General features: G+C 72.4%; 26 protein-coding genes and 1 pseudogene. 17 read left to right on the top strand and 10 right to left on the bottom strand.

The genetic code is table 11. From position 1 onward, the window contains the following. Positions 1–79 precede the first annotated feature (79 nt). Genes ACGF3C_RS27295 through ACGF3C_RS27285 form a run of 3 tightly spaced genes read left to right on the top strand, consistent with a single transcriptional unit; the run spans position 80 to position 1,854 of the window. On the top strand, positions 80–1,111 hold the full coding sequence (locus ACGF3C_RS27295; protein WP_393226460.1) for an aldo/keto reductase: 1,032 nt from the start codon (positions 80–82) through the stop codon (positions 1,109–1,111). Continuing rightward, entirely contained in the window at positions 1,108–1,242 is a 135-nt protein-coding gene (locus tag ACGF3C_RS27290) for a hypothetical protein (RefSeq protein WP_357223946.1), read from the top strand. Before ACGF3C_RS27295 ends, ACGF3C_RS27290 begins: the two co-directional genes overlap by 4 nt. A 24-nt stretch (positions 1,243–1,266) precedes the next feature. Beyond that, a complete protein-coding gene (locus ACGF3C_RS27285) occupies positions 1,267–1,854 on the top strand; it encodes a GNAT family N-acetyltransferase (protein WP_355007501.1) in 588 nt (195 codons plus the stop codon). 374 nt (positions 1,855–2,228) lie between these two features. On the opposite strand, the gene ACGF3C_RS27280 is transcribed toward ACGF3C_RS27285, so the two are convergent. Further along, on the bottom strand, positions 2,229–3,497 hold the full coding sequence (locus ACGF3C_RS27280; RefSeq protein ID WP_393226459.1) for a hypothetical protein: 1,269 nt from the start codon (positions 3,495–3,497) through the stop codon (positions 2,229–2,231). Next, complete coding sequence (locus ACGF3C_RS27275; RefSeq protein ID WP_393226458.1) at positions 3,494–4,015, bottom strand: SigE family RNA polymerase sigma factor; 522 nt, start codon at positions 4,013–4,015, stop codon at positions 3,494–3,496. Before ACGF3C_RS27275 ends, ACGF3C_RS27280 begins: the two co-directional genes overlap by 4 nt. Before the next feature lie 166 nt (positions 4,016–4,181). On the opposite strand from ACGF3C_RS27275, the pseudogene ACGF3C_RS27270 reads away from it, so the two are divergent. Both ACGF3C_RS27270 and ACGF3C_RS27265 read left to right on the top strand, forming a co-directional pair. After that, positions 4,182–4,351 (top strand): annotated as a pseudogene (locus tag ACGF3C_RS27270) (DUF4158 domain-containing protein); the annotation flags it as partial. Between the two features lie 38 nt (positions 4,352–4,389). Further along, positions 4,390–4,701 (top strand): hypothetical protein, encoded by a 312-nt coding sequence (locus ACGF3C_RS27265; protein ID WP_393226705.1) that lies wholly within the window; start codon positions 4,390–4,392, stop codon positions 4,699–4,701. An 8-nt stretch (positions 4,702–4,709) separates the two neighbouring features. Here the strand turns inward: ACGF3C_RS27265 and ACGF3C_RS27260 are convergent, their stop codons facing one another. Continuing rightward, a complete protein-coding gene (locus ACGF3C_RS27260) occupies positions 4,710–5,567 on the bottom strand; it encodes an SDR family oxidoreductase (protein ID WP_393226456.1) in 858 nt (285 codons plus the stop codon). 125 nt (positions 5,568–5,692) lie between these two features. Between ACGF3C_RS27260 and ACGF3C_RS27255 the strand changes: the two genes are divergently transcribed. Both ACGF3C_RS27255 and ACGF3C_RS27250 read left to right on the top strand, forming a co-directional pair. Beyond that, on the top strand, positions 5,693–6,094 hold the full coding sequence (locus ACGF3C_RS27255; protein ID WP_393226454.1) for a winged helix-turn-helix transcriptional regulator: 402 nt from the start codon (positions 5,693–5,695) through the stop codon (positions 6,092–6,094). Between the two features lie 49 nt (positions 6,095–6,143). Next, positions 6,144–6,302 carry a DUF397 domain-containing protein gene (locus ACGF3C_RS27250; protein ID WP_357223964.1) on the top strand — a complete coding sequence of 53 codons (159 nt, stop codon included), beginning with the start codon at positions 6,144–6,146 and terminating at the stop codon, positions 6,300–6,302. Between the two features lie 98 nt (positions 6,303–6,400). On the opposite strand, the gene ACGF3C_RS27245 is transcribed toward ACGF3C_RS27250, so the two are convergent. Then, positions 6,401–7,633, bottom strand: coding sequence for an MFS transporter (locus ACGF3C_RS27245; RefSeq protein WP_393226452.1), 1,233 nt, complete (start codon positions 7,631–7,633; stop codon positions 6,401–6,403). A 68-nt stretch (positions 7,634–7,701) separates the two neighbouring features. On the opposite strand from ACGF3C_RS27245, the gene ACGF3C_RS27240 reads away from it, so the two are divergent. The 8 genes from ACGF3C_RS27240 to ACGF3C_RS27205 all read left to right on the top strand — a co-directional run bounded on the left by ACGF3C_RS27240 (position 7,702) and on the right by ACGF3C_RS27205 (position 14,414). Then, on the top strand, positions 7,702–8,217 hold the full coding sequence (locus ACGF3C_RS27240; protein ID WP_357223970.1) for a MarR family transcriptional regulator: 516 nt from the start codon (positions 7,702–7,704) through the stop codon (positions 8,215–8,217). A gap of 197 nt (positions 8,218–8,414) precedes the next feature. Then, positions 8,415–8,891, top strand: coding sequence for a MarR family winged helix-turn-helix transcriptional regulator (locus tag ACGF3C_RS27235; protein WP_393226450.1), 477 nt, complete (start codon positions 8,415–8,417; stop codon positions 8,889–8,891). Between the two features lie 76 nt (positions 8,892–8,967). Next, entirely contained in the window at positions 8,968–9,381 is a 414-nt protein-coding gene (locus ACGF3C_RS27230) for a DUF6069 family protein (protein ID WP_393226448.1), read from the top strand. A gap of 247 nt (positions 9,382–9,628) precedes the next feature. Beyond that, positions 9,629–11,308 carry an ATP-binding cassette domain-containing protein gene (locus ACGF3C_RS27225; protein ID WP_393226446.1) on the top strand — a complete coding sequence of 560 codons (1,680 nt, stop codon included), beginning with the start codon at positions 9,629–9,631 and terminating at the stop codon, positions 11,306–11,308. Between the two features lie 30 nt (positions 11,309–11,338). Further along, complete coding sequence (locus ACGF3C_RS27220) at positions 11,339–11,854, top strand: GNAT family N-acetyltransferase (RefSeq protein ID WP_393226444.1); 516 nt, start codon at positions 11,339–11,341, stop codon at positions 11,852–11,854. Positions 11,855–11,922: 68 nt separating this feature from the next. Next, positions 11,923–12,348, top strand: a complete 426-nt coding sequence (locus ACGF3C_RS27215; RefSeq protein WP_355007589.1) for an Hsp20/alpha crystallin family protein — start codon at positions 11,923–11,925, stop codon at positions 12,346–12,348. Positions 12,349–12,419: 71 nt separating this feature from the next. Beyond that, positions 12,420–13,418 (top strand): tyrosine-type recombinase/integrase, encoded by a 999-nt coding sequence (locus tag ACGF3C_RS27210; RefSeq protein ID WP_393226443.1) that lies wholly within the window; start codon positions 12,420–12,422, stop codon positions 13,416–13,418. Positions 13,419–13,568: 150 nt separating this feature from the next. Next, positions 13,569–14,414 carry an LLM class flavin-dependent oxidoreductase gene (locus ACGF3C_RS27205; RefSeq protein WP_393226441.1) on the top strand — a complete coding sequence of 282 codons (846 nt, stop codon included), beginning with the start codon at positions 13,569–13,571 and terminating at the stop codon, positions 14,412–14,414. A 7-nt stretch (positions 14,415–14,421) separates the two neighbouring features. Here the strand turns inward: ACGF3C_RS27205 and ACGF3C_RS27200 are convergent, their stop codons facing one another. Together ACGF3C_RS27200 and ACGF3C_RS27195 are read right to left on the bottom strand one after the other, a co-directional pair. Beyond that, entirely contained in the window at positions 14,422–15,597 is a 1,176-nt protein-coding gene (locus ACGF3C_RS27200; RefSeq protein WP_393226439.1) for a PQQ-binding-like beta-propeller repeat protein, read from the bottom strand. A gap of 30 nt (positions 15,598–15,627) precedes the next feature. After that, positions 15,628–17,331 carry an acyl-CoA dehydrogenase family protein gene (locus tag ACGF3C_RS27195; RefSeq protein WP_393226437.1) on the bottom strand — a complete coding sequence of 568 codons (1,704 nt, stop codon included), beginning with the start codon at positions 17,329–17,331 and terminating at the stop codon, positions 15,628–15,630. Positions 17,332–17,477: 146 nt separating this feature from the next. Here ACGF3C_RS27195 and ACGF3C_RS27190 point away from each other — a divergent pair, with 146 nt between their 5' ends. After that, positions 17,478–17,936, top strand: coding sequence for a hypothetical protein (locus tag ACGF3C_RS27190; RefSeq protein ID WP_393226435.1), 459 nt, complete (start codon positions 17,478–17,480; stop codon positions 17,934–17,936). Further along, positions 17,923–19,128 carry a low temperature requirement protein A gene (locus tag ACGF3C_RS27185; protein WP_357231625.1) on the top strand — a complete coding sequence of 402 codons (1,206 nt, stop codon included), beginning with the start codon at positions 17,923–17,925 and terminating at the stop codon, positions 19,126–19,128. Before ACGF3C_RS27190 ends, ACGF3C_RS27185 begins: the two co-directional genes overlap by 14 nt. A 40-nt stretch (positions 19,129–19,168) precedes the next feature. On the opposite strand, the gene ACGF3C_RS27180 is transcribed toward ACGF3C_RS27185, so the two are convergent. The 4 genes from ACGF3C_RS27180 to ACGF3C_RS27165 form a co-directional block, all read right to left on the bottom strand. Further along, entirely contained in the window at positions 19,169–19,885 is a 717-nt protein-coding gene (locus ACGF3C_RS27180) for a thymidine kinase (protein ID WP_393226433.1), read from the bottom strand. A 56-nt stretch (positions 19,886–19,941) separates the two neighbouring features. After that, positions 19,942–21,333 (bottom strand): MFS transporter, encoded by a 1,392-nt coding sequence (locus ACGF3C_RS27175; protein WP_355007520.1) that lies wholly within the window; start codon positions 21,331–21,333, stop codon positions 19,942–19,944. A gap of 18 nt (positions 21,334–21,351) precedes the next feature. Further along, entirely contained in the window at positions 21,352–22,119 is a 768-nt protein-coding gene (locus ACGF3C_RS27170; protein ID WP_357231621.1) for a glycerophosphodiester phosphodiesterase, read from the bottom strand. Positions 22,120–22,576: 457 nt separating this feature from the next. Further along, on the bottom strand, positions 22,577–23,350 hold the full coding sequence (locus tag ACGF3C_RS27165) for a lysophospholipid acyltransferase family protein (protein ID WP_357231618.1): 774 nt from the start codon (positions 23,348–23,350) through the stop codon (positions 22,577–22,579). Positions 23,351–23,381 lie beyond the last annotated feature (31 nt).

Here is a 23,381-nt window from a genome sequence, read left to right as displayed (position 1 = left end):
GGCGTTCGGCACGGTACCGAATGCGCCTGGCCGAGGCGGGTGCGAAGATCAGCTTTGTCACTCGGACCGAAAGGACGATATGCGCTATCGCACTCTGGGCAACACCGGCACCGTGGTGTCCACCCTGTGTCTGGGCACGATGACCTTCGGCGCGGAGACCGACGAGGCCGGCAGCTTCGCCCAACTGGACCGGTTCGTCGAGGCCGGCGGCACCTTCATCGACACCGCTGACGTCTACTCCACCGGTGTCTCCGAGGACATCATCGGGCGTTGGCTGCGCAGCCGACCCGACGTGCGTGACCGCCTGGTGATCGCCACCAAGGGGCGATTCCCGATGGGTCCGGGGGCAAACGACGCCGGCCTGTCCCGGGTGCACCTCACCCGCGCCCTGGACGCCAGCCTGCGCCGTCTCGGCGTCGAGGCCGTCGACCTGTACCAGGCGCACGCCTGGGATCCGCTGACCCCGCTGCCGGAGACCCTGCGGTTCTTCGACGACGCGGTCAGCGCCGGCAAGATCCGCTACGCGGGAGTCAGCAACTTCACCGGTTGGCAGTTGCAGAAGGCCGCACTGCTCACCCAGCACCTCAACCTCACCCCGATCGTGAGCCTGCAACCCCAGTACAACCTGCTGGCCCGGGACATCGAGTTCGAGCTGGTACCGGTCTGCGAGAACGAAGGCATCGGCATCCTGCCGTGGTCACCGCTGGGCGGCGGGTGGCTCACCGGCAAGTACCAGCGCGACACCACACCCACCGGCGCGACGCGGCTCGGCGAGAACCCGCAGCGCGGCGTCGAGGCGTACGCGGGTCGCAACGCCGAGGAGCGCACCTGGCAGGTGCTCGACGCGGTCCGCCAGATCGCCGACGACCGGGGCGCGTCCATGTCGGCGGTCTCGCTGGCCTGGCTGGCGGCCCGACCGGCGGTCACCTCGGTGATCCTCGGCGCGCGGACCACCGACCAGCTCGACGACAACCTGACCGCCGCCGACCTGGTCCTCGACGCCGAGCAGATGCGGCTGCTGGACGAGGCGAGTGCCCCGCTGGTGGGCGACTACCCGTACGGCGCGGCCGGGGTGCGTCAGCGCGGCCGTGGCCTGCCGGCCGGGTCATGACCTCGTTTCCCGATCCCACCGACCCGGCCGGCAGCCGCACCGAGGTCTTCCTGCGCTACCTGGACTACCTCCGCCACCTGGGCCACCTCGACGTGGTCGCCGAGCTCGCGGGCGGCCCGACCGGGGAGTGAGGCCGTCGGCTCGATAATGGGCGGATGCCGCTGCTCGTCGTACCAGCCCTGCCCGCCGGGAGCCTCGCCGCCCAGGAGCAACCCCACCTACCGGTACGTCCCGGGCTGGCCCTGCGGCCGTGGCGCGACGACGACGCCCCGGCCGTCCGGGCGGCCTTCGACTGTCCGCAGATCCAGCGGTGGCACGTCCGCCGCATCGACGGCGACGACGAGGCGCGGGTGTGGACGGCGCAGTGGGCCGGCCGTTGGCGTGACGAGACGGCCGCCAGCTGGGCGATCGTCGACGCCGACGACCGGCCGCTGGGTCAGGTGGGATTGCGGGGCGTGCTGCTGGCCGAGGCGTCGGCGCAACTGTCGTACTGGTTGGTGCCCGCCGCGCGTGGTCGGGGCATCGCCACCGAGGCGCTGAGGGCACTCACCCGGTGGAGTTTCACGCGGGCCGGTCTGCACCGGCTGGCCCTGGATCACTCGACCGCCAATACGGCGTCGTGCCGGGTGGCCACGCGGGCCGACTTTCCGGTGGAGGGCGTGCTCCGGGGGTCGGTTCGCCACGCCGACGGCTGGCACGACATGCACCTGCACGCACGGCTGCGCACCGACGGCCCGATCTGATCACCCGATCTACTCGATGGGCGGCGCGGATGGCGCCGACAAGGAGCAGAAGCGCGACCGCCAGCCCTTTACCCGTCGTCTCGGCGACGTGGACGATCAGCGCGACAAGGCTGAGTGAATCGCCAGCGTACGAGACGAGCCGTGCCGAGAACAGCGTTCGGAATGGCCTGTTGCGGCGAAGCGTCTGGATGGGACGCAACGGCGCAGCGTCTGCCGTGGCAGACGCTGCGCCGGACATCTCGAAGGTCCCCTGTCGCCGAGGGCCGCGGTGAGGCATCGTGCCGCCGATACCCGGGACGGGTGAACCAGCCTGTGGGTGAAGGTAGCCAGGAGAGCGTCGGTGAGCACCGTATTTGCTGTTGTCGGGAGCTGCTTCAGGAAGCGATCGGGACGTCGGTGGTGGCCCCGCCGGCGTCGGTGACCCGTACCTCGGTCGCTGTCGCGGGCAGCAGTGCCGCGTCGCGGCCGACGTCCTGCCACTGGCCGTCGCCGACCCGGAAGCTCAGCGCTGACCCCTCGGCGGCGACGAGAACGCCCTGGTCGTCGGGCAGTCGTAGCCGCACAGGCAGGGGTGCCGACCAGTCCGCGGTCGTGCTGGCCACCGCCTCGAACGGCAGATATGTGCGGGCGAGCAACGCGATGACGCGGGACGGGTCGTCGTCGTACTGGACGGTTGTCACGAGGAGCCGCTGACCGTCGGGGGTTGCCCCGTAGACCCACAGGAGTGGAGATCCGTTGTGCGTGTGCGCTCCAGCAGGGTCGAAGTATTCGGCGAGGGCTTCGGTCGGCGCGTTCACCTCTGTGGCAGCCGGGTCGGTGCCCCAGACCTGCTTCGTGCCGGGCAACGTGTGGCGGAGAAGCGGTGGCGCGGGCCGATCCTTGTTGTCGGGGAAGAGGATCTCGCTCGTACCGTCGATGTGAATCGCGTTCTGCCGTTCCACGGGAGTCCTGGAGAGCGCGACGGTGAGCTTCGTGCGCTGTGGCGGCACCGACAACACCGCCGCACCGTCTCGGAACACCACCGGCTCGAAGGTTCGCTCGACCTTGCCATCGGGTTCGTACCTCAGTTGCGCGGAGAACTCCACCGGTTGCCCGAAGTCGAGCACAAGGAGCACGTCGCGCTGCGGTCCGAGCAGTACCGCCTGCTCGAGGCCGTCTGTTTCGTTGTCGGTGGCCTGCGTCAGGGTGCGCACGCGCGGACCGCCGGCGGTGGGTTCGACGAATCCCACCGTCGTGCCGTGCGCGGTGGCGTGGGCCACGTAGGCGGCCGGGCCAGCAGGCGTACCTCCTGCCCACACGACGTGCGGTTCGCCGCGCGTCCGATCCCCGGCCTCCTTGATCCGGCGCTGCCACACCTGGCGGACCTGCCGCAGGTATCCCTCGTCGGCGGCCAGATCACCGCGAGTCGGCTGGTCGAGCAGCGGAGAGGCGGCACGGGTGTCTCCGGCGTCGCCGGGCAGGTCGAGAACGCCAGCCATGGGCACGGCCACCACTGCCGCGCAGAGCGCCGCCAACACCACTCGCCGGCGCACCATCCGCCGCCGCCCACCCCGACGCACCTCAGCGAGCAGGCGCGGCGGGCTGACCAGGTCGTCCGTAGCGCGATGCAGGATGCCGCGCACGTCACTGTCGTTCATGGTCATCGCGAACTCCCGGTTCCAGTGATGGGTATGACGAGGTTCGACCCGGCCAGCGCCTCTCGCAGCCGAGCCAACCCACGGGAGGCGTGACTCTTCACCGCACCCTCTGAACAGCCCATCGCCGCCGCAACGTCGACGACCGGCAGGTCTTCCAGGTAGCGGAGCACGACAGCGGCCCGCTGCCGAGCCGGCAACGCCCGCAGCGCCCCGACGACCAGTTCACGAACCGCCACCGCGTCGGCGTGGTCGCGGGCAACCCCGTCGTGGTCGCCCAGCGACTGTTCCGGACGGCGGGCACGCCACCGCCACCGGTTGATCGACCGGTTGACCAGCGCACGTCGCGCGTACGCCTCCGGGCTGCTCTGCACCCGACGCCAGCGCACATACACCTGCTCCAGCACCTCCTGGAGCAGGTCCTCGGCGGCGTGCCGGTCCCCGGTCAGCAGGAAGGCAACCCGCAACAGCACCGCCGACCGTGTGCGAACGAAGTCGTCGAACTCCGCCCCGCGCGAATCCCGCATCTGACCTCCCGGCCTTGTCAACCAGCAAGACACCAGGTGCGCTCGCGAGGTTTACCGGTCCCAGCAACTTTGCCCGGTGGATCCGTCCGGCCGGGGGCCGGTTGTTCAGCGGGCTTCGGCCTGTCCGTAGTTTCCAGACCAGAATCAACGCTAAGGCGGCGGTTTCGTGGCTGCTCAGGATGTGTTCTCGGCGGAGGAACTGGCGCGGCTTCGGGGTTCCCGGAGATCGACCGGGCGGAGCTGATTCGGGACTTCACGTTGACCGGGGCGGACGAGGCGTTCGTGCGCCAGTTCCGCACCGTGCGGGGCGTGGCGGTCCAGCTGGCCGACCCACCACGAGAACGTCTCACTCCGGCCCTTGAGGAACGAACTGGGTGGGCGTCGGCACCGACGCCCACCCAGTTCGTGGTGCTGCGATTTGCGAACCGCCCGTTCAGAATGCGGAGGCGCTGGCGGTGAGGGCCACGCCAGCGGCGGCCCAGGTGCCGCGCAGCGCGACGCCGACCGGGCCGAGGCCCGACGTGTCCAGCGGCCTGCCCGAGCTTCTGCCGCCGACCGTCGGCTCGCGCCGGTATGCCGATCCGGCGTCGTTCGTGCTCACGCCCGAGGCGTGGGCGCTGCAGAAGGTGGAGTTCGGTCCCTTGGTCGGCAAGGCCGGTGACACTTCGATACGGCTGTCCGGTTGATGCTGGGTTCAGGCTGTCTTGACCGCGCCGGCGACGACGTCGGTGAGCGGCGTGCTCGGGCGTCCGATGAGTCGCTGCAGGTCGGTGCTGGGCGTGAAGAGTTCGCCGCGGCTGACGCCGAGGTCCGAGTCGACCAGCAGGGCGGCGAACGGCACGGGCACTCCGGCGCCGACCAGCATCTCGGTGTACGCGTCGGCGGGCAGGTTCTGGTAGGCCACCGGCTTGCCAGTCTGAGCGGCGACCTCGGCGGCGAGCTCGGTCATGGTGTAGGGGGTGCCGCCCAGTTCGTACACGGCACCGTCATGACCGTCGCTGGTGAGCACGACGCCCGCGGCAGCCGCGAAGTCGGCCTGGGTGGCGCCGGAGATCTGGCCGTCGCCCGCAGAGCCGGCGATCGTTCCGTATTGCAACGCGGTGGCGAGGTTGTCGGTGTTGTTCTCGATGTACCAGCCGTTGCGCAGGAAGACGTACGGTACGCCGGACTCGCGAATCATTGCCTCGGTGGTCCGGTGCTCTTCGGCGAGCTTCGTGCCGTTGGTCTCAGCGCGCAGGGTGCTGGTGTACGCGATCAGCTGGACACGGGCGGCCGCCGCGGCCTGCACGGCGTTCCTGTGCTGCGCCAGCCGCTGGCCAACCTCGTTGCCGGAGATCAGCAGAAGTTTGTCGGTGCCGGCGAACGCCGCGGCGAGGGTCTCGGGCCGGGCGTAGTCGGCCTCGCGCACCTGAACACCACGCTCGGCGAGGTCGGCGGCTTTGTCCGGGTTACGCACGGCGGCCACGATCTCGCCGGCATGCACGCCGCGTTGCAGCAGATCCTCGATGACGAGGCGGCCAAGGTGACCGGTGGCGGCGGTAACAGTGATCATTTTCGGTTCTCCCGATGTCGGCTGGCGAGCTACCTGCCTACAGGATGCACTAACTATGAGGAAGTGCCAACCCCTGGAGAGTGCTGTCATTGATCGGGTACGTTCCAGCGGTTACCGTCATAGGCATGTCCACTGCACCGCGAGACGCCCTAGACGATCCGATCGACGACCTGATCGTCGACGTGTTCAACCGGGCCTGCCCATCTCGCCAGACGATGGAGACCGTTGCCGACAAGTGGGGGACGCTGGCCCTGGTCGCCCTCACCGAGGGCTCCTACCGATTCAACGCCCTACGCCGCCGGGTGGACGGGGTAAGCGAAAAGATGCTCGCGCAGACCCTGCACGCCCTGGAACGCGACGGCCTGGTGACCCGCGACGTGCAAGCCACCATTCCGCCCCGGGTGGAATACACGCTCACCGCCCCGGGCGCCCGCATCGCCGCCACGCTGCGCGCCCTGCTCGAGGCGATTGAATCCGAGATCCCCGCGATCATGACCGCACGCGAGGACTACGACCGGCGACGCTGACCCCCCTCGGCGCACGACCGGTCCACCGGATCGCGGTGTCACGGAATCGATGAGGAGCGGCGGTAACGGTGGCAACTGCGTCGAGGTTGCCGACAACCTTCCGGGCGTGGTCCTGGTCCGCGACACGAAGGACCGCGACGGCGGCACGCTGACATTCAGCCCGCAGTCGTGGCGTGGCTTCGTCGCGATGGCCCGCGACGCCGGCTGACCGACCACATCGAACAATGGCACCCGGCCAGCGCCGGGAGCCTTTGTCGTGGGTAGGCCAGGCCGGCGGTCACCGCGCGTCGTCGTCGATCGATCTGGTCAACGGACGGCGGCGGAGTCGGCCGGCTGCGGTTGCGGGGTCGTCGGCCAGGTGAATCGGCGTACGCCGGGAACGAGGGCGGTTCCCGCGCAGGAGGCGAGCACCAGCAGGCCGGCGACGGCCAGCGGGACGGGTGCGCCGAACGCGTCGGCGGCCAACGGCGCCAGCGCGTAGCCCAGCGGCATGGCGCCCAGCGACACCAGCCAGTCGTAGGAGGTGACCCGAGCCAGGACCTCCGGTGGGAAGTGGTGCTGCACGACGGTCTCCCACACCGGGTTGAGGTAACCGAGGGCGGTCAGCGCCACCGCGTAGGCGGCGATGACCGCGGGGGCGGGCGCGGCGATGGCGAGCAGGAACAGCGGCGCGGCGTAGCAGGCCAGCCCAAGGTTGGCCAGCAGCACCGGCCGGTGCAGCCGGACCCGCCCGGCCAGCAGCGATCCGGTCAGCATTCCGATCGCGCCGGCCTGCAACAGCAGCACCCAGGTCGTCTCGCCGCCGAGACGGTCGATGGCGACGGCCGGCCCGAGGGTCATCAGCACGGCGGCGGCGCCGTTCCAGACGCCATGCCCGAGCAGGCTGGTCCAGAACCAGTCGCGGGCGCGTACCTCGCCGAAGCCGTGTCGCAGGTCGGCGAGGACGGAACGGCGGGGGACCGGCACGTGGCGGACCCGCACCAGCGCGAGCAGCGTGGCGCTGAGCGCGAACGACGCGCCGTCCAGGATGAACGCCCAGCCGGGCCCGGCGGCCCAGATCAGCGCGCCGGCCAGCGCCGGGCCGGCGAGGCGGCTGGTGTTGGCGGTGATCCCCATCAGGGCGTTGGCCCGCTGCCGGTTGGCGGGTTCGACGGTGCCGGCGACCAGCGGGGAAGCGGTAGGGATGGCGAACGCCGAGGCGGTGCCGCCGAGCGCGGACGCCACCACCACCGTGGTCAGCGACGGGTCGCCGCCGAGCAGCTCCACGCCGACCGCGAGCTGCGTGGCGCAGCGGACCAGGTCGGCCAGGAGGGCGACCCGGCGGGCGTCGAACCGGTCGGCCACCACCCCGCCGAACGGCAGCAGAACCAGCCGGGGCACGACCGCCGCGGCGAGGACGACGGCCAGCGCGCCGGTGGAGCCGGTGGACCGCAGCACGGCCAGCGCCAGGGCGGCGGGCACCACCGCGTCGCCGAGGGCGGAGATGGTGCGCCCCAGGAACAGCAGCCGGAAGGAGTGGTCGCGTAGTGGGTGAGTCATTGCCACAACATACTTCGGCGTCGAATATTTTGACAATGAATATTTCGGCGTTGAGGTAAGGTGACACGGTGACCACCACTCCGGACGCCGTCGACCGGCACATCGAGCGCTGGCTGCCCGTGGTGCCCGACCTCGACGCTGACGTCGAGGGGGCGGTGACCAGGATGATCCGACTGACCCGGCACCTGCGGGCCGTCAAGGAGCGGGTCCTGGTCGACCTCGACCTGCCGGCCCACGAGTACGACACCCTGCACGCCCTGGCCGGCCGCGGTGGCCGGGCCGCACCCTCGGACCTCGCCGTGGACCTCACGATGGCCCCCGCCTCGATCACCGCGCGGGTGGACGCGCTGCTGCGGCGGGGCTTCGTCCGCCGGATTCCGTCGACAGTCGACCGTCGACGCGTGGATGTGGAGCTCACCGAGGCGGGCCAGGCCGCCTGGCGCGGGGCGATGGAGGTCCAGGGCGCTGAGGAGCATCGCCTGCTCGGCGCGCTCACCCCGACCGAGCGACGACACCTCTCCACCCTGCTGCGCCGGGTGCTGCTCGTCGCCGAAGAGCCACAGAGCACGCCGCAGGCCGACTGAGCGGGGTCGAACATCGCGTGGCGGCGCGCGTACCGCTGATGCGAGGGTGACCGGCGTGACTGCGCATGTGCTGGCCGGAGCCCTGGCCGACGACGGGCGGCGACGGATCTTCGCGGTAATCGTTCGAGCCGGGCACCCGCTCTGAACGTCGACTACGGGAACCGTCTGGTCGCGGAGGATCTTGCTAGCCTCGGCGCATGACCTCCTGCACGCCCGCCGATGGCCCGCCGGACCTGTTGTTTCTGCTCTCCTGGGCGAGTCACGCGTTGCAGACCGAGCACGCCGCCGGGTTGGCCGAGCTGGGCATATCGCCGCGGGCGCACTACGTGCTGGCGCAGGCCCACACCGGCGAGCTGACCCAGCGGGAGATCGGCGAGCGGTGCGGTGTGGACAAGACCACGATGGTGGTGACGCTCGACCAACTGGAACGGGCCGGGTTGGCCGAGCGCCGCCCGGTGCCAACGGACCGGCGGGCCCGGATGGTCGCTGTGACTCCAACGGGGGAGCAGGTGCTGCGGCAAGCGCAACAGGTGGTCCGACGCGTCCAGGACGACCTGCTGGCAACCCTGCCCGAGCAGGACCGGGAGGTGTTCCTGCGCGCTCTCCTGGGGTTGGTGAGCGGACCCCTGGCCAACACCTCCCCGTACGCGCCGGGGGCCCGCTCCGGCTTTTAGTCCAGAGAAAGATAGTTCCGAACAAGACTATCTGTTACGGTCGTACTCGTTCGTTTCCCCTGAACGAGGAGCCGTCATGAGTGCTGCCACCGTCACGAGCCCTGCCCCCTCATTACTCCGCCGCCGCGCCCTCGGCGTCGCCGCCGCTGTCGTGGCCCCCCTGGCCATCTGGGCGATCGGCGCGTTGGCCGGAGTCGACTACACCGTCGAGAGCCCGGGCCAGCCCGCCACTGTCATCGGGGCCGGCGCGATCGTCATGATCGCCCTGGTGGCCGCCCTGCTCGGCTGGGCGTCGCTGGCGCTGCTGGAGCGGTTCGCCAGCCGGGTCGCTCGACCGGTCTGGATCTCGCTGGCCATCGTCGTGACGGTGCTGTCCTTCGTTCCCCTGCTCGGCGTCGAGGCCACCGGCGGCGCCAAGCTCGCTCTCGGCGCGACGCACGTGGCCGTGGCGGTCGCGTTGATCGCCCTGCTGCCCCGCCCCCGCCGGTAGACGGCACCCTGGTATTCCCCCCGCCCACCTCGTGTCGCGCTGACCACGGGGTGGGCGAAACCCTCAGGACCTGACGCGCCGAGGTTGCTAGCATCGCTGTCATGGCACGAGGTATCTGGTCGCAGAAGGTCCGCTCCGCCCGCTGACGGCGGCGCCCTTCGTTCTGCTGAATTCGCGCTCGCCGTCCCGGTTCCCGCCGGGCGGCCGTTAGCTGCTGCCCGGCTCCATCGCGAGCTGCGGAGCACCGTTGAACCTCACACCGAACCCCGAAACCATGTCCCGGTCCGTCGAGGCCGGCAGCGCGCACGTCCGCGCCACCGACGTCACAGTGAACCGCGGGTCTCGGCGCGTCCTGACCGACGTCTCGGTCACCGTCTCCGCCCGTTCGAGGGTGGCGGTCGTCGGCGAGAACGGCCGCGGCAAGACGGCGCTGCTGCACGTCCTCGCCGGGCTGATCACGCCGGACGGCGGCACCGTGCGGCGGGCCGGCACGATCGGACTGGCCCGCCAGGAGCTACCCGCCCGCGACGGCGAGACGGTCGGCACCCTCACGTCCGAGGCCCTCGCCGCGTCGCTCACCGCCCTCGCCGCGCTGGACGAGGCGACCCTCGCCCTGACTGCTGGCGCCCCGAGCGCCGAGGACCGCTACGCCGCCGCGCTCGACGCGGCCACCCGCCTCGACGCGTGGGACGCCGAGCGCCGCGTCGACGTGGCACTGGAGGCCCTCGACGCCTGCACCGACCGCGACCGCCCCCTGGTGACGTTGTCGGTGGGGCAGCGCTACCGGGTGCGGCTGGCGTGCCTGCTCGGCGCCCGCCACGATGTGCTGCTGCTCGACGAGCCGACCAACCACCTCGACGCCGGCGGCCTGGACTTCCTGACCCGCCGGCTCCGCGAGCACGACGGCGGTCTCGCCATCGTCAGCCACGACCGGGCGCTGCTCCGCGACGTCGCGGACCGGTTCCTCGACCTCGACCCCACCCAAGACGCGAAGGCGCGGCTCCACGCCGGCGGTTATGACGCCTGGCAGGACGCCCGCCGTCGCGAGCGGGAGCACTGGGAGCAGGAGTACGAGCAGCAGCAGACCGAGCGTCGACGACTCCAGGACGCGGTGTCGAAGGCCCGCGACCGGCTCTCCACCGGCTGGCGACCGGACAAGGGGACCGGCAAGCACCAGCGTCAGTCCCGCGCGCCGGGCGTCGTGCAGGCCCTGAACCGGCAGCAGGACGCGCTCCAGGCACACCAGCTCGATGTACCGAAACCGCCGCCGATGCTGCGGTTGCCGGACCTCGGCGTACGGCAGGGCGCGCCGCAGGTACGCGCACAGGGTGTCGCCGTCGACGGGCGGCTCGCCGGTCCGGTCGACCTCACCATCGACGGCGGTGACCGGCTGCTCGTCACCGGGCCCAACGGCGCCGGGAAGTCCACACTGCTCGCGGTGCTCGCCGGAGCGCTCGAACCCTCCGTCGGGTGCACCTGGACGGCGAGGGAGGCCCGGGTCGCCCGGCTCATTCAGGAGACCGCCGGGCAGGCTCCCGACCTCACCGCCGACGAGGTGTACGCCGGCCAGGTGGGGCGACTGGTGTCCGCTGGTGTGCTGCCCGCCGCCGAGGCCGTGTCGCTCGGATCCCTCGGGCTGCTGGACTCCGCCGCGACGCGTACGCCCGTCGGGCGGTTGTCGCAGGGGCAGCAGCGCCGCCTCGATCTGGCACTGGTGTTGGCCGGGCGGCCCACAGTGATTTTGCTCGACGAGCCGACCAACCACCTGTCATCGACGCTTGCCGACGAGCTGACCGCCGCGATCCGCGCGACGAGTGCCGCTGTCGTCGTCGTCACCCACGACCGGCAGCTGCTGCGGGATCTGGCCGACTGGCCGCTGCTGCGGGTCGGCGAGCCCACGACACCGGGCACCCGGGCGACCGGATAAAGCCGTTGACCGGGCGGTGATGATCAACAGGTGACCGTCACCGCCCGGCCCACCTGGACGACAAGCACCAGCCGGCCCGACCACCCCGACGCGGTGCTGCTGCTGCGCGAGTACATGACCGAGATGGTGGTCCGCTACCACCGTCGCCCGGCCCGGCCCGGTGAGGTCGACGCCACCCTGGCCGAGATGCCCAGCGGCGACCTGACCACGCCGAGCGGGCTGCTCCTGCTCGCGCGCCACGGCACCGACCTGGCCGGCTGCGCCGGGCTGCGCTGGCAACCGGGATGGGCCGAGCTGACCCGGGTGTTCATCCGCGGCGAGCATCGCGGCGCCGGTGGGGGCGCCGTGCTGCTGGCCGCCGTCGAGGAGCAGGCCCGCGCGGCCGGGGCGGACCGGATCCGGCTCGACACCCGGCACGACCTGGTCGAGGCCCGCGCCCTGTACGCCCGGCACGGCTACGTGGAGATCCCGGCGTACTCGCGGGGCCCCTACGCCGACCACTGGTTCGAGAAGCAGTTGACGTTCGCTTCCGAAGGCGCTAAATAAGAAGAGGAAGTTGAGTCACCCCGGCTCAACCCATCACCTTCGGCCAGGAGATCCGAGGAGGCATGACCATGTTGATGCGTACCGACCCGTTCCGCGAGATCGACCGGCTCGCCGAGCAGTTCTTCGGTACGGCGGCTCGTCCCGCGACGATGCACCTGGACGCCTACCGCGACGGCGACCACTTCTACGCGGCGTTCGATCTGCCCGGCGTCGACCCGGACAGCATCGACTGCACCGTCGAGCGCAACGTGCTCACCGTCCGCGCCGAGCGTCGCCGGCCCGCCGGCGACGGCGTCGAGCTGGTCGCCGCCGAACGCCCGATGGGCACCTTCACCCGGCAACTGTTCCTCGGCGACACGCTCGACACCGACAAGCTGGAGGCCGGCTACGAGAACGGGGTGCTGACGCTGCGCATCCCGGTCGCCGAGCGCGCCAAGCCCCGCCGGGTGACCATCCAGGCCAACGGCGCCGCCCGCCGGGAGATCAAAGCCTGAACCGACGCGGTGACGGGTGGGATCGGCGCGCCTGCACGCCGATCCCACCCGAGGCTGAGAGCCTTTTTCACATGGTGTTCTCCGACGCTCCGGTGCTCGCCCGCCCGTCCGCGCCACCGGCGCTGCCGAGCGGGCCGGTCGAGGTCACCGAGGCGTGGCTGCGCAACCGGCGGCTGTCCGAGCACACCCGCGACGCCTACCGACGTGACGTCACCGGCTGGCTCACCTGGTGCAGCGGTCACGACCTCGACCCGCTGCGGGCCACGTTCCTGCACGTCAACGAATACGCCCGTGCCCTGGAGAACAGCCTCGGCACCCGCAGTGGCCGCCCACTGACCCCGGCGACCGTCGCCCGCCGACTCTCGGCGCTGTCCAGTTGGTACGACTTCCTGGTCAAACTGGGCGCTGTGCCGGCCAACCCGGTCTCCGGCGCCGACCGCCCCCGCGTCGACCGGGACCACTCCGCCACCGTCGGTCTCACCCCCGAGGAGGTGGACGCCCTGCTCAGCGCCGCCGACGCGGACACCGGCGCGACCGCCGTCCGCAACCGGGCAGCCCTCGCGCTCCTCGCCGACCTGGGCCTGCGGGTCGGGGAGCTGATCTCGCTGGACCTGACCGACCTCGGCACCGAACGCGGCCACCGCAGCGTGCGTTTCGTCGGCAAGGGCGGCAAACAACGCCGCCGCGCCCTCACCCCCGGCACCGGGCACGCCCTGGACGCCTACCTGGCCCAGCGGGCCGCCACCACCGGCGTGCCGGTGCCGCAGCTCACCGGCCCGCTGCTGGTCACCGCCAGCGGTGCCCGGCTGGACCGGCACTCGGTGTTCCGGATGGTCCGTCGGCTCGCCCGCGCCGCCGGCATCCCGGCCTGGGCGAAGCTGTCCCCGCACTCGCTGCGGCACGCCTTCGCCACCACGGCCCGCTCGGAGGGCGTGCCGTTGGAGGACGTGCAGGACGCCATGGGGCACGCCGACCCGCGTACCACCCGCCGCTATGACCGGGACCGGCACAACCTCGACCGCGACCCGGCGTACGCGGTGTGGGCGGCCCGGTCGCGTCGTCGCGGCTGAGCAGCGCGGGCGGCACTGCCGCGTCTCCGCATCCGCCCTGCGGGCGGGGGCAGACGCAGATCGGCAGAAGCTGTCACGCGGTGGGGCCCGACAACGTCGCCCCTACACTCACTGCGGCCTGGTGTCGGACCCCCGTTCTACGGTCGGCGGATGAGACACGGTCTGGAGATTTCCTGCGGCGGAGCCTCGATAGCGGTGTCCACACTGGTCGAGCTGGGTGAGCTGGCCGAACGCGCCGACTGGGACGGCGTGTTCCTGGAGGACTATCTGATCCACTATTCCGGCGACGAGCCGTTCACCTACGACCCGTGGCTCGTCCTCGCCGCGATCGCCGGGCGCACCGACCGGGTGCGACTGGGCACCACCGTCACCGCGCTGCCCCGACGCCGCCCGGCGAAGTTGGCGCGGGAGGTCCTCACCCTCGACCACCTCAGCGCGGGCCGGGCGACGGTGGCGGTCGGTGTCGGTGATCCCGGCGACCGGGGTCTGGTCGCCTTCGGCGAGCAGACCGAGGTGTCCGTGCGGGCCGCGATGCTCGACGAGGGTCTCGACCTGCTGACCGGGCTGCTCAGCGGTGGGCGGGTCAGTCACCAGGGCACCCACTACCGCGCCGACGGGGTGTCGCTGCGCCCTGCGCCGGTGCAGTCGCCGCGGGTGCCGGTCTGGGTCGGCGGCGGCACGCAGGCCGGGGCGGTGCGCCGCCGGGCCGCCCGCGCCGACGGCATCGTGCCGTACAAGCTCACCGACACCGACGGGTGGTCCGACTTCACCCCCGACGAGGTCCACGACCTGGCGAACGCCCTGCCATCGACGCGCGCCGACGGTCAGCCGTTCGACGTGGCGATCGGCGGCCGGCGACGCCGCTCCGACGAACGCGCCGAACGGGCCTACCTCGGCGAACTGGCCACCGCCGGGGCCACCTGGTGGTTGGAGTTCGTCCCGGCCGGCGATCCGGCGACGATGCGCGCAGCCGTTGCCCGAGGCCCCCTGCGCTGACCCGGGGTCAGGGGATGTCGAGGGGCCAGAACGTCACCCGGGCCGTGCCGTCGCGGCAGATCAACCCGGCGCCGACCCGGCGGCAGTCGGTCACACCCGCCGGGAGCACAGCGGACACCCGATGACCGTCGCGCCCCACCGTCGCGACCAGGGAGCGCCTGCCGTCGGCCGCCATCCCCAGCACCACCAGGGGTTCCGTGGCGACCCGTGGGCCAGCGACCGTTCGCCAGCGCGCCCCGCCCGGCCATGTCCACACCCGCACCCCGCTGCCCGCGTCGATCGCCCAGCGTCCCTGCTCGTCCTGCCCGCAGAGCAGACCCTGGCAGGGCCGCAGGATCAGGTCACCCGGCTGCACCGGCGACCGCCAGCGCGGCGCCAGCCCGGGTAGGTCGTAGCCGGTCAGCGCCATCGCGCCGCCGCGCGGGTGGCGCAGCACCAGGTGCGCCCCGACGACCTGGGGATTGTCCGGGCCGTAGTCGGCCGGCGGAAGCTGTCCCCGCCCACGTTCGGTGCCGTCGCGGGCGTCGAACAGCCGGACCAACCCGTCGTCCTGCACCAGCAGCACCCGCCCAGGCAGGCCGGGCAGCGCCCGCAGCACCGCAGTGGAGGGCAGTGGGACCGACCACCGGGTCGCGCCGGTGGCCGGGTCGACGCCGTGCACCGTGCCCTCGACCCGCCGACCCGGTTCGGAGGCGCTGCGCACCTCGCTCACCGCGACCGCCGCGTCCTCGGCCGCGTACACCCGCTCGGGTCGCCGCCACACCGGCTCGCCGGTCCGCAACGACCGCCCGGTGGTCATCCGTGCCCCGAGCGCCTGGTCGCGCTCGACCAGCAGCAACACATCACCGGCGACCTCGGCGGACCACCCGGCGGCGGGCGGCACTGTGACCCGCCACCGCGGCGGGCCGTTCGGCGCGACCGAGTCGTAGGCGCTCAGAGTCGGCGTGTTCGGCTCAGGGTCGACGACCAGCAGCAGCGGCCCCGCGCCCAGCACCGTCGCCCGGGCGGGCAGCGCCGGCCCGGGCTGCGGCGTCAGGCGCGCGGCCGGGGCGGCACCACCGAGCAGCAGGACACAGGCCGCCACCAGCACCGCCACCCGCCACCGGCGGGACACCTGCGGTGGTGGGCGGTGCTCGTCCGGGGGCGCGCCCCTGTCGTCACCCAGCTCGATCAGCACCGACATGGCGTTCACCCGTCCGCTCGCGCCGACCGGTCAGCAGAGCAGGTCGAGGTGATGGTGGGCGTCCTCGGCGATCTCCTCGTGCCGCAGCCAGCGGCGCGCCCACAGCCGGGCGGCCAACTCCGCCTGCTCGTCGCCCCACGCGGCGTGCTCGACGAGCAACGCGGTGGTCAGCGCGTACGCCAGGCGCAACGCCAGACCGCGGGCACCCGCGAGCACCGCCGGCGCACCCGGTTCGACGGTCACCGCGGCGATGGTCTCCGCCAACTGCGCGGCAGCGGTGGCCAGGGTGTCGGCCAGCACCGGCGACAGCGGCCGCGCGAGGTCGACGGCGGCGGTCAGCCGGCTCAGCAGCGGCGTCCCGGCGTCCTCCCGGGTCAACGCGCGCAGCACGTCCAGGGCCAGCACATTGGTGGTGCCCTCCCAGATCGGCAGCACCTGGGCGTCGCGCAGCAGGCGGGGCACGCCGGTGTCCTCCACGTAGCCGGCCCCGCCGAAGCTCTCCACGTACTCGCTGGCGGAGCTGACGGCGAGCCGACCGGTGGCGAGCTTCGCCAACGGCGCCACGATGCGCAGCTCGGCCGCGGCCTCCGGGTCGGCGCCAACCTCGACCCGCCCGAGCAGGGCGAAGGCGTGCCCGGCGAGAGCGAACGCGCCCGCCGCGTCGACCGCGAGGGTGCCCAGGGTGGCCCGGTGCAGGGGCGAGGACACCAGCGGGCCGCCGGCGACGTGCCGCGCCTCGGCGTACGCGCGGGCGTAGGCCAGACCCCGTCGCATCCCGCCGGCCGCCGCCGCGGCGTTGTGCACCCGGGTCACCACGACCAGAGTCATCGCCCGGACCAGACCGGGCACCGCCGGGTCACCCAGCGGGAGGGCGTACGCGTCGCGCAGGCCGATCTCGGCGGTGGGCAGCGCCCGGGTGCCCAGCTTGTCCTTGAGCCGGTGCACCGTGACGCCCGGTGCGGGTGCACCGGGCGCCGCGCCGTCGGCCAGCGGTGAGTCGACCGCGTACCGGGGAACGAGGAACGGGGCGAGCACCCGGCTGCCCCGCCCGGCGCCCTCGGGCCGGGCCAGCGCCACCGCCATCGCCGCGTCGGCGGCGGAGCAGAACCACTTCTCCCCGGTCAGTCGCCACGAACCGTCCGCCGCGGGTCGGCCGAGGGTGCTGGAGCGGCCCAGATCGGAACCGCCCTGCGACTCGGTCATCCACTGCCCGCTGGTGATCGCCGTGGCCGGGTCCGTGGAGATCAGCCGAGGCAGCCACGTGTCGCGGACCGTGGCGTCGACGTCGGGCATGCTGAGCAGCGCCGCCGCCCCGTCGGCCATCGCCACCGGGCAGGAGAACGTTGCCGACTCCGGCCCGTACAGGTGCAGCAGGGCGTGCTGCACGACCCGCGCGGCGGCACCCCAGGTGCCCCGCGCGTCCGGCAGGTAGGGCAGCGCCACCACGGCGTGTCGGGCGGCGGCGGCACGTTGCGCCTGCCAACCGGCGGAGGTGTCGATGCGATCGATCCGGGCACCCCACGGGTCGTAGCGGACCAGCGTCGGCGGGTGCGCCTCCGCGTCGGCGTGCGCCGCGCGCAGCGGGCCGGTGACGTCGGCGGCCAGGTCCGCGAGACGGCCCTTCGCGGCGGCGTGCCCGCCCGGGCCGAGGTGACGCTCCAGCCAGGACCGCAGCAGACCATCGCCGGCGTACGGGTCGACGGGGGGTGGTACCGGCTGCACGAAGCGGCTCATCGATCGGCTCCTGGCACTGCTCGGGGGTGTGCGCCGACGGTAGACGATGCGGGGCCGCCGCGAACAGGGCACACCCGCCCATCGGGCGCACCCAGTTTCCGGCTTGTCGCCCGTCGGCGTGACCGTCTTCTCTACGGTCGGTAGTCGTGGGTGCGGGCCAGTCGTGGAGCCGACCGGCCCGGCGTCACCGCCCGATGCGCACCGGGTTGGCGTTCGCCGGGTTCGGCGTGGCGCTGTGCTGCGTGGGGGTGGCCGGGCTGGGCGCCTGGAACCTGCAGACCGTCCGGCAGGCCGCCGGCCCGATCCGGGAGACCGCCGACGGTTTCCTCAGCGAGGTGGCCCTCGGCGACAGCGACCGGGCGTACGAGCGGCTCTGCGAGGACGCGCGCAGCCGCTGGAGCGCGATCGGCTTCACCAGTTGGGTGCGGACACCACCGATGGTCACCGACTACGAGATCACCGACGTGTCGGTCGCGACCCGCAGCGGACGACCGCAGGGCACGGTGACCGTGAAGGTGACCCGCGACGGCGGGCTCAGCGAAGAACGTCGCCTGCCGGTGGTCCGTGAGGACGGGAGCTGGCGGGTGTGCGGTGACCCCTTCTAGGCCCACGGTCGCCGCCCCGCTACGCCCACAGTTGCTGCGACCGCGCGAGGGGGTGCAGCCGACCACCTCGACGGAACTCTTCTTCGACCTCGTCTTCATCTTCACCATCACCCAGCTGTCGCACTACCTGCTCGCGCACCTGGACTGGCGGGGCGCGGGACGTACCGGCCTGTTGCTGGCGCTGGTGTGGCTCGTCTGGGTCTACACCACCTGGCTGACGAACTGGTTGCAACCGGATCAGGGGCCGGTGCGGACGATGCTGATCGGGGTGGGGCTGGGCAGCCTGCTGTTGTCGGCGACGATCCCGGAAGCGTTCGGCTCGACCGGCCTGCTCTTCGCCCTGGTCTACGTCATCGTGCAGGTGGGCCGCACCCTGTTCGCGTTGTGGGCGGTGCAGGGCAGTCCGTGGTTGGTGGCCGGATTTCAGCAGTCGCTGCCGTGGATCACCGGGACGTCGGTGCTCGTGGTCGTCGGTGGCCTGGTCGGCGGTGCCGCCCGGGACGCGGTGTGGGCGGCGGTGATCGTGATCGAGGTGGTCGGCCTCTCGATCGGCTATCCGCTGCCGCGGCGGGGACGAAGCCGACCCGAGCGGTGGATGGTGGAGGGCGGGCACCTGGCCGAACGGTGCGCGGCGTTCGTCCTGATCGCGCTGGGGGAGTCGATCCTGGTCACCGGCAGCACCCTCACGTCGCAGGTGAACCTGGTGACGTCCGGGGCGTTCCTGCTGGCGTTCGGCGGTTCGGTGGCGCTGTGGTGGGTGTACTTCGCCCGTTCGGCCCCGGCGGCCACGCAGGTCATCGCCCAGGCCGGGGAGCGTACCGGCGCGTTGAGCCGGGTCGCGTTCAACTTCCTGCACCCGGTGATCGTCGCCGGTGTCGTCGTCGCGTCGGCGGCGGACGAGCGGTTGCTGCGTGAGCCCGGCGCGCCGGCCACCACTGTCGACGTGCTGCTCACCCTGGGAGGTCCCGCGCTGTTCCTGGCCGGGCACGCCGCCTACAAGGCGCTGCTGTGGCGGATCCTGCCGATCAGCCGGGTCGCGGCGGTGGTGGTCCTGCTGGCGCTGATGCCGACAGGTGTGGTGCTGGGGGCACCCGTCGCGGTGTGCGCCGCTGTGGCGTTGGCGGTGACGGTCGCCGTGATCCTGACCGACCGGTTCCGGGTAAGGGCCGTCGCGGCCCGGCAGCCGTCCTGACCGTCCGGCGCACCGGGTCGGTTCCAGCTGGTGGGGCGCCTCAGTCGCGGGGGCCGAGGTCGCCGCTGCGGTAGTGCCGGCGGCAGAGCACCTGGTAGCGCACCTCGGCGGTGTCGACGGTGTCGCCGATGACGACCTGGGCGCCCTCACGGACGACCCGCCCGTTGACGACGCGGGCGTTGAGCAGCCCTTCGCGGCCGCACCAGCAGAGCACCTCGACCTGGATGCGGGCCACCTCGTCGGCCAGTTCGAACAGGCGTTGCGCGGCGGGGAACATCCGCGACCGGAAGTCGGTGGCCAGGCCGAACGCGAACACGTCGACGTCGTAGCTGTCGACCAGTTCGGCCATCTGCTCGACATGCTCGACGGTGTAGAAGCACGCCTCGTCGCAGATCAGGTAGTCCACGCGTACCCCGTCGGCCCACCGGCCGCGCACCAGGGCCCGCAGGTCCAGGTCGTCGGTGACCTCGATGGCCTCGTGGGCCAGGCCGATGCGGGTGGTGACCTGCGGTCCCAGCGACCGGTCGATGCGGGTGGTGACCAGCCCGCGCCGGCCCTGCCGGGCGTGGTTGTAGTTCATCTGCAACGCCATCGTGGACTTGCCGCAGTCCATCGGCCCCCAGAAGAACTTCAACGCCGCCGCGTGCACCGGCCGCCCGTCGAGCCCACGCGCCGCCGCGCACGCGGCCGGAGCGTGCGGCTGGCCGGGGAACGGATGGGCCAGGCAGGCCGGGGCGGTGGTGGCGTCGTCAGTCACGGTCGGGCAGCCTAGCCGATCGGCCACTCCTGATCTGTCGGGCGCGGGACGCGTGCTCAGAGCACCCGCGGTGGCGTGTTGCCGGCGGCGACGATGGCACGGCGCATCGGTACGGCGGCGAGGAGCAGGAACCCGACCACGAAGAAGATCAGCAGTGAGACCAGGCCCACCCGGTAGGAGGAGGTGAGCTGGAACACCAGGCCGAAGGCGAGCGGGCCGAGCCAGCTGGTGCCCTTGTCGCTGATCTCGTAGAAGCCGTAGTACTCGCCTTCCTTCCCGGTGGGGATGAGCTGGCTGAACAGCGACCGGCTCAGCGCCTGGCTGCCGCCCAGGACCAGGCCGATGGCCGCGCCGAGGACCATGAACGGCACCGGCGCCTCGGCGGGCAGCCGGAACGCGGCGATGATCACACCGGTCCAGAGGACCAGGCTGAGCAGCACGGTCTTCCACGCGCCGATGCGCCGGGCCAGCGCGCCCAGGCTCAACGCTCCGCCGAAGGCGAGGAACTGCACCAGCAGGATGGTGATGATCAGGGTGCTCTGCTCCAGGCGCAGTTCCTCGGTGCCGTACTGGCTGGCCAGGGTGATGACGGTCTGGATGCCGTCGTTGTAGACCAGGAAAGCCAGCAGGAAGTACAGCGTCAGCGGGTACGCCTTGATCTCGCGGACGGTGCGGCCGAGCTGGCGGAACCCGTCGGTGAGAATGTTGCCGCCACCGGCCAGTGCCGCCGCCGGCGGGCGCTCACGCAGCCACCGCAGCGGGACCAGCGTGAACAGCGCCCACCAGACACCGGCGGACACGATCGACCAGCGGGCCAGGTCCAGGGTGCGTTGCGGGTTGTCACCGTCGTCGAGCAGTGTGATCGCGACCAGGTTGAGCGCCAGCAGCAGACCGCCGCCGAGGTAGCCCAGCGCCCAACCGCGACTGGAGATACCGTCGCGTTCGTCGGGGCCGCCGAGCTGCGGCAGGAACGAGTTGTAGACCACGATCGCGGCGCCGAACGAGATGTTGGCGACCAGGAAGAGCGCCCCGCCGAGCAGGTATCGGTCGCCGGTGACCAACGCCATCGCGATGGTGGCGCCGGCGCCGGTGAACGCGGCACCGCCGAGCAGCCGCTTCTTGTGCGCCGACCGGTCCGCTATCGCCCCGATGACCGGCAGCACGAACACGGTGAGGAACACCGACAGCGAGATCAGGTACGGGTAGTAGGACCCGGCGGCGACCTTGATGCCGAGCGGGTACACGAAGCCGTCGCACGAATCCGCACCCAGCTCGCACCCGGCCGCCACCTCGGCGACCGTGGTCAGGAACGGGCCGAGGAACACGGTGATGACGGTGGTCTGGAACGCGGAGTTGGCCCAGTCGTAGATGTACCAGCCCCGGCGCTCCCGGCGGGTGCTCGCGGGAGGCGGGGTGTCGTCCACCGTGGGGGTCACGGTCTCGGCCATCGGGGTCCTCGGAATGGTTCAGGCGGCCCAGTGGCCGCGGCTGCGGTAGACGTCGCGCAGCACGCCGACGTGATCGGTCATGATGCCATCCACGCCACGATCCAGTAAGTCGTGCATCTGGGCGGGTTCGTCGATCGTCCAGACGTGCACCTGCAGGCCGATCCGGTGGCAGTAGTCGAGGAACCGGCGGTCCACCACCGGCACCCGCCCGTAGCGCGGCGGCACCTGCGCGGCGACCACCGACGGCGGCAGCCGCAGCGGACGCCCGTGCAGGGAGGCCAGCCGCAGCCGGGCGACGCCGCGCATGCCGAGGCTGGTGGCGACGCGTCCCTCGGTGAGCGCCCGCAGCCGGGTCAGCCGGGCGTCGCTGAACGAGGCGAGCAGCACCCGGTCGCCGGCGCCGGCCCGGGTCACTGTCGCGACCGTCGGCTCGACGCCGCCGTCGGCCTTCACGTCGATGTTGAAACGGACCTGCGGCCACGCCCCCAACACCTCGTCGAGCCGGGGTACGACGGCGGCGCCGCCGACGCGTACGGAGGCGAGGTCCGCCCAGCTCATCTCGGCGATGCGCCCCGCCTCGCCGGTGAGCCGGCGCAACGTCGGATCGTGGAAGATCACCGCCACGCCGTCGGCGGTGGCGTGCACGTCGGTTTCCACGTACCGGTAGCCCAGCCCGATGGCCCGGGCGAACGCCTCGGTGGTGTTCTCGTCGCCCTCGGCGGCGCCGCCACGGTGGGCGAACGCCAGCGGCGCGGGCGCGTCGAGGTAGCCGAATCGGGTCAACACGCAGCGCAGTATGCCTGCCGTCGGTGGAGCGCGGGTGGCCTGCCGGCGAAGATCAGGCCTGGGACGCCGGGGAGGCGGCGCGGGTGGTTGCCGTGGTCGGCGGGTGTCCCTGTCCGCGGTGGCGGCAGGCGCGACGTCGGCATGCCCGTCGGCCGCACGATCCCGCCGGACCGGCCTACGGCCCCAACCTCCGGATGCCTGTCCTTTGTCCTTTGCTCTGCACCCGCGGAGTCGACAGTCACCTTCGGTAGCTGGTGCGTCCGCGGGTGCAGAGCAAAGGAAGCGAAGGTGGTGTTGGGGGGTGGGGAGGGTTGGGGTGCGGCACCCGGCTGACCTCGGCGCCGCAGGCCCCCGGCAGACCGTTCCACCCGGCGCGGCTTTCCGGCGCCCGTGCGGGGTCTCCGGGCACTGGCGGACCTCGGCGTCGCGGCAAACCTCGGCGGTCGCGGCGGTGGCCTCAGTCTGAGCGGCGGCGGTGGGCGCGGCTGAGGTCGGTGGGGCGTCCGGGGTCGACGTGGCGGGGCCGGTCGGGTTCGTCGGGGCGCAGCGGGGCGAGGGTGTCGGTGAGAGCGTCGATGATCCGGTCGGTGGCGCGGCGGGCCGCGCCGGGGTTGGCGGCCGCCGTCTCGCCCAGGTCGACGGGCGTGCCGAAGTGCACCCGGATCACCGGGCGGCGCCACAGCGAGCGGGCGATGCCGCGCAGCATTCCGCGGGGCGCCTGGTAGGGCAGCACCTCGTGCGAGCCCCACTGGGCGACCGGGACGACCGGGGCGCCGCAGGCCAGGGCGAGGCGGGCGGCGCCGGTCTTGCCGCGTTCGGGCCACAGACCGGGGTCCAGGCCGATGCGCCCCTCGGGGTAGATGAGGATCACCGAGCCACGCGCGACGGCCGTGGCGGCGTTGTCGAGGGCCTGGTGCACGGCACTGGTGCCGCGGTCGACCCGGATGTGCCCGGCGTGGCGCATGGCGGCACCGAACACCGGGACGCGGAACAGTCCGGCGGTCGCCATGATCCGGGGGGCGACGCCGCGAATCTGGCAGGCGGCGGCCATGACCACCGGGTCGAACGGGCTGATGTGGTTGGCGGTCAGCACCAGCGGGCCGCGACGCAGGTGCGTCGGGACGTCGCCGGTGACCTCGAGGCGGGCGAGCAGGCCGACCAGGCCCCGGGCGAGCAGGAGGGCTGCGCGCCAGATCAGTGGCGGCTGCCAGGTGGTGTGTGCGGTGTCCATCAGCGCGCCATCGTCGCACGCCCCGGCGGGG

It is taken from the genome of Micromonospora sp. NPDC047762 (genome assembly GCF_043204655.1).
GTDB lineage: Bacteria > Actinomycetota > Actinomycetes > Mycobacteriales > Micromonosporaceae > Micromonospora.
This window is presented reverse-complemented; position numbering and strand designations above follow the sequence as displayed.

What these genes read in the sequence shown, in the direction of transcription:
- ACGF3C_RS27295 (WP_393226460.1), top strand. Translation starts at nt 80, where the DNA reads ATGCGCTATCGCACTCTGGGCAACACCGGCACCGTGGTGTCCACCCTG.
- ACGF3C_RS27290 (WP_357223946.1), top strand. Translation starts at nt 1,108, where the DNA reads ATGACCTCGTTTCCCGATCCCACCGACCCGGCCGGCAGCCGCACCGAG.
- ACGF3C_RS27285 (WP_355007501.1), top strand. Translation starts at nt 1,267, where the DNA reads ATGCCGCTGCTCGTCGTACCAGCCCTGCCCGCCGGGAGCCTCGCCGCC.
- ACGF3C_RS27280 (WP_393226459.1), bottom strand. Translation starts at nt 3,497, where the DNA reads ATGACCATGAACGACAGTGACGTGCGCGGCATCCTGCATCGCGCTACG.
- ACGF3C_RS27275 (WP_393226458.1), bottom strand. Translation starts at nt 4,015, where the DNA reads ATGCGGGATTCGCGCGGGGCGGAGTTCGACGACTTCGTTCGCACACGG.
- ACGF3C_RS27260 (WP_393226456.1), bottom strand. Translation starts at nt 5,567, where the DNA reads ATGATCACTGTTACCGCCGCCACCGGTCACCTTGGCCGCCTCGTCATC.
- ACGF3C_RS27255 (WP_393226454.1), top strand. Translation starts at nt 5,693, where the DNA reads ATGTCCACTGCACCGCGAGACGCCCTAGACGATCCGATCGACGACCTG.
- ACGF3C_RS27250 (WP_357223964.1), top strand. Translation starts at nt 6,144, where the DNA reads ATGAGGAGCGGCGGTAACGGTGGCAACTGCGTCGAGGTTGCCGACAAC.
- ACGF3C_RS27245 (WP_393226452.1), bottom strand. Translation starts at nt 7,633, where the DNA reads ATGACTCACCCACTACGCGACCACTCCTTCCGGCTGCTGTTCCTGGGG.
- ACGF3C_RS27235 (WP_393226450.1), top strand. Translation starts at nt 8,415, where the DNA reads ATGACCTCCTGCACGCCCGCCGATGGCCCGCCGGACCTGTTGTTTCTG.
- ACGF3C_RS27230 (WP_393226448.1), top strand. Translation starts at nt 8,968, where the DNA reads ATGAGTGCTGCCACCGTCACGAGCCCTGCCCCCTCATTACTCCGCCGC.
- ACGF3C_RS27215 (WP_355007589.1), top strand. Translation starts at nt 11,923, where the DNA reads ATGTTGATGCGTACCGACCCGTTCCGCGAGATCGACCGGCTCGCCGAG.
- ACGF3C_RS27210 (WP_393226443.1), top strand. Translation starts at nt 12,420, where the DNA reads ATGGTGTTCTCCGACGCTCCGGTGCTCGCCCGCCCGTCCGCGCCACCG.
- ACGF3C_RS27205 (WP_393226441.1), top strand. Translation starts at nt 13,569, where the DNA reads ATGAGACACGGTCTGGAGATTTCCTGCGGCGGAGCCTCGATAGCGGTG.
- ACGF3C_RS27200 (WP_393226439.1), bottom strand. Translation starts at nt 15,597, where the DNA reads ATGTCGGTGCTGATCGAGCTGGGTGACGACAGGGGCGCGCCCCCGGAC.
- ACGF3C_RS27195 (WP_393226437.1), bottom strand. Translation starts at nt 17,331, where the DNA reads ATGAGCCGCTTCGTGCAGCCGGTACCACCCCCCGTCGACCCGTACGCC.
- ACGF3C_RS27175 (WP_355007520.1), bottom strand. Translation starts at nt 21,333, where the DNA reads ATGGCCGAGACCGTGACCCCCACGGTGGACGACACCCCGCCTCCCGCG.
- ACGF3C_RS27165 (WP_357231618.1), bottom strand. Translation starts at nt 23,350, where the DNA reads ATGGACACCGCACACACCACCTGGCAGCCGCCACTGATCTGGCGCGCA.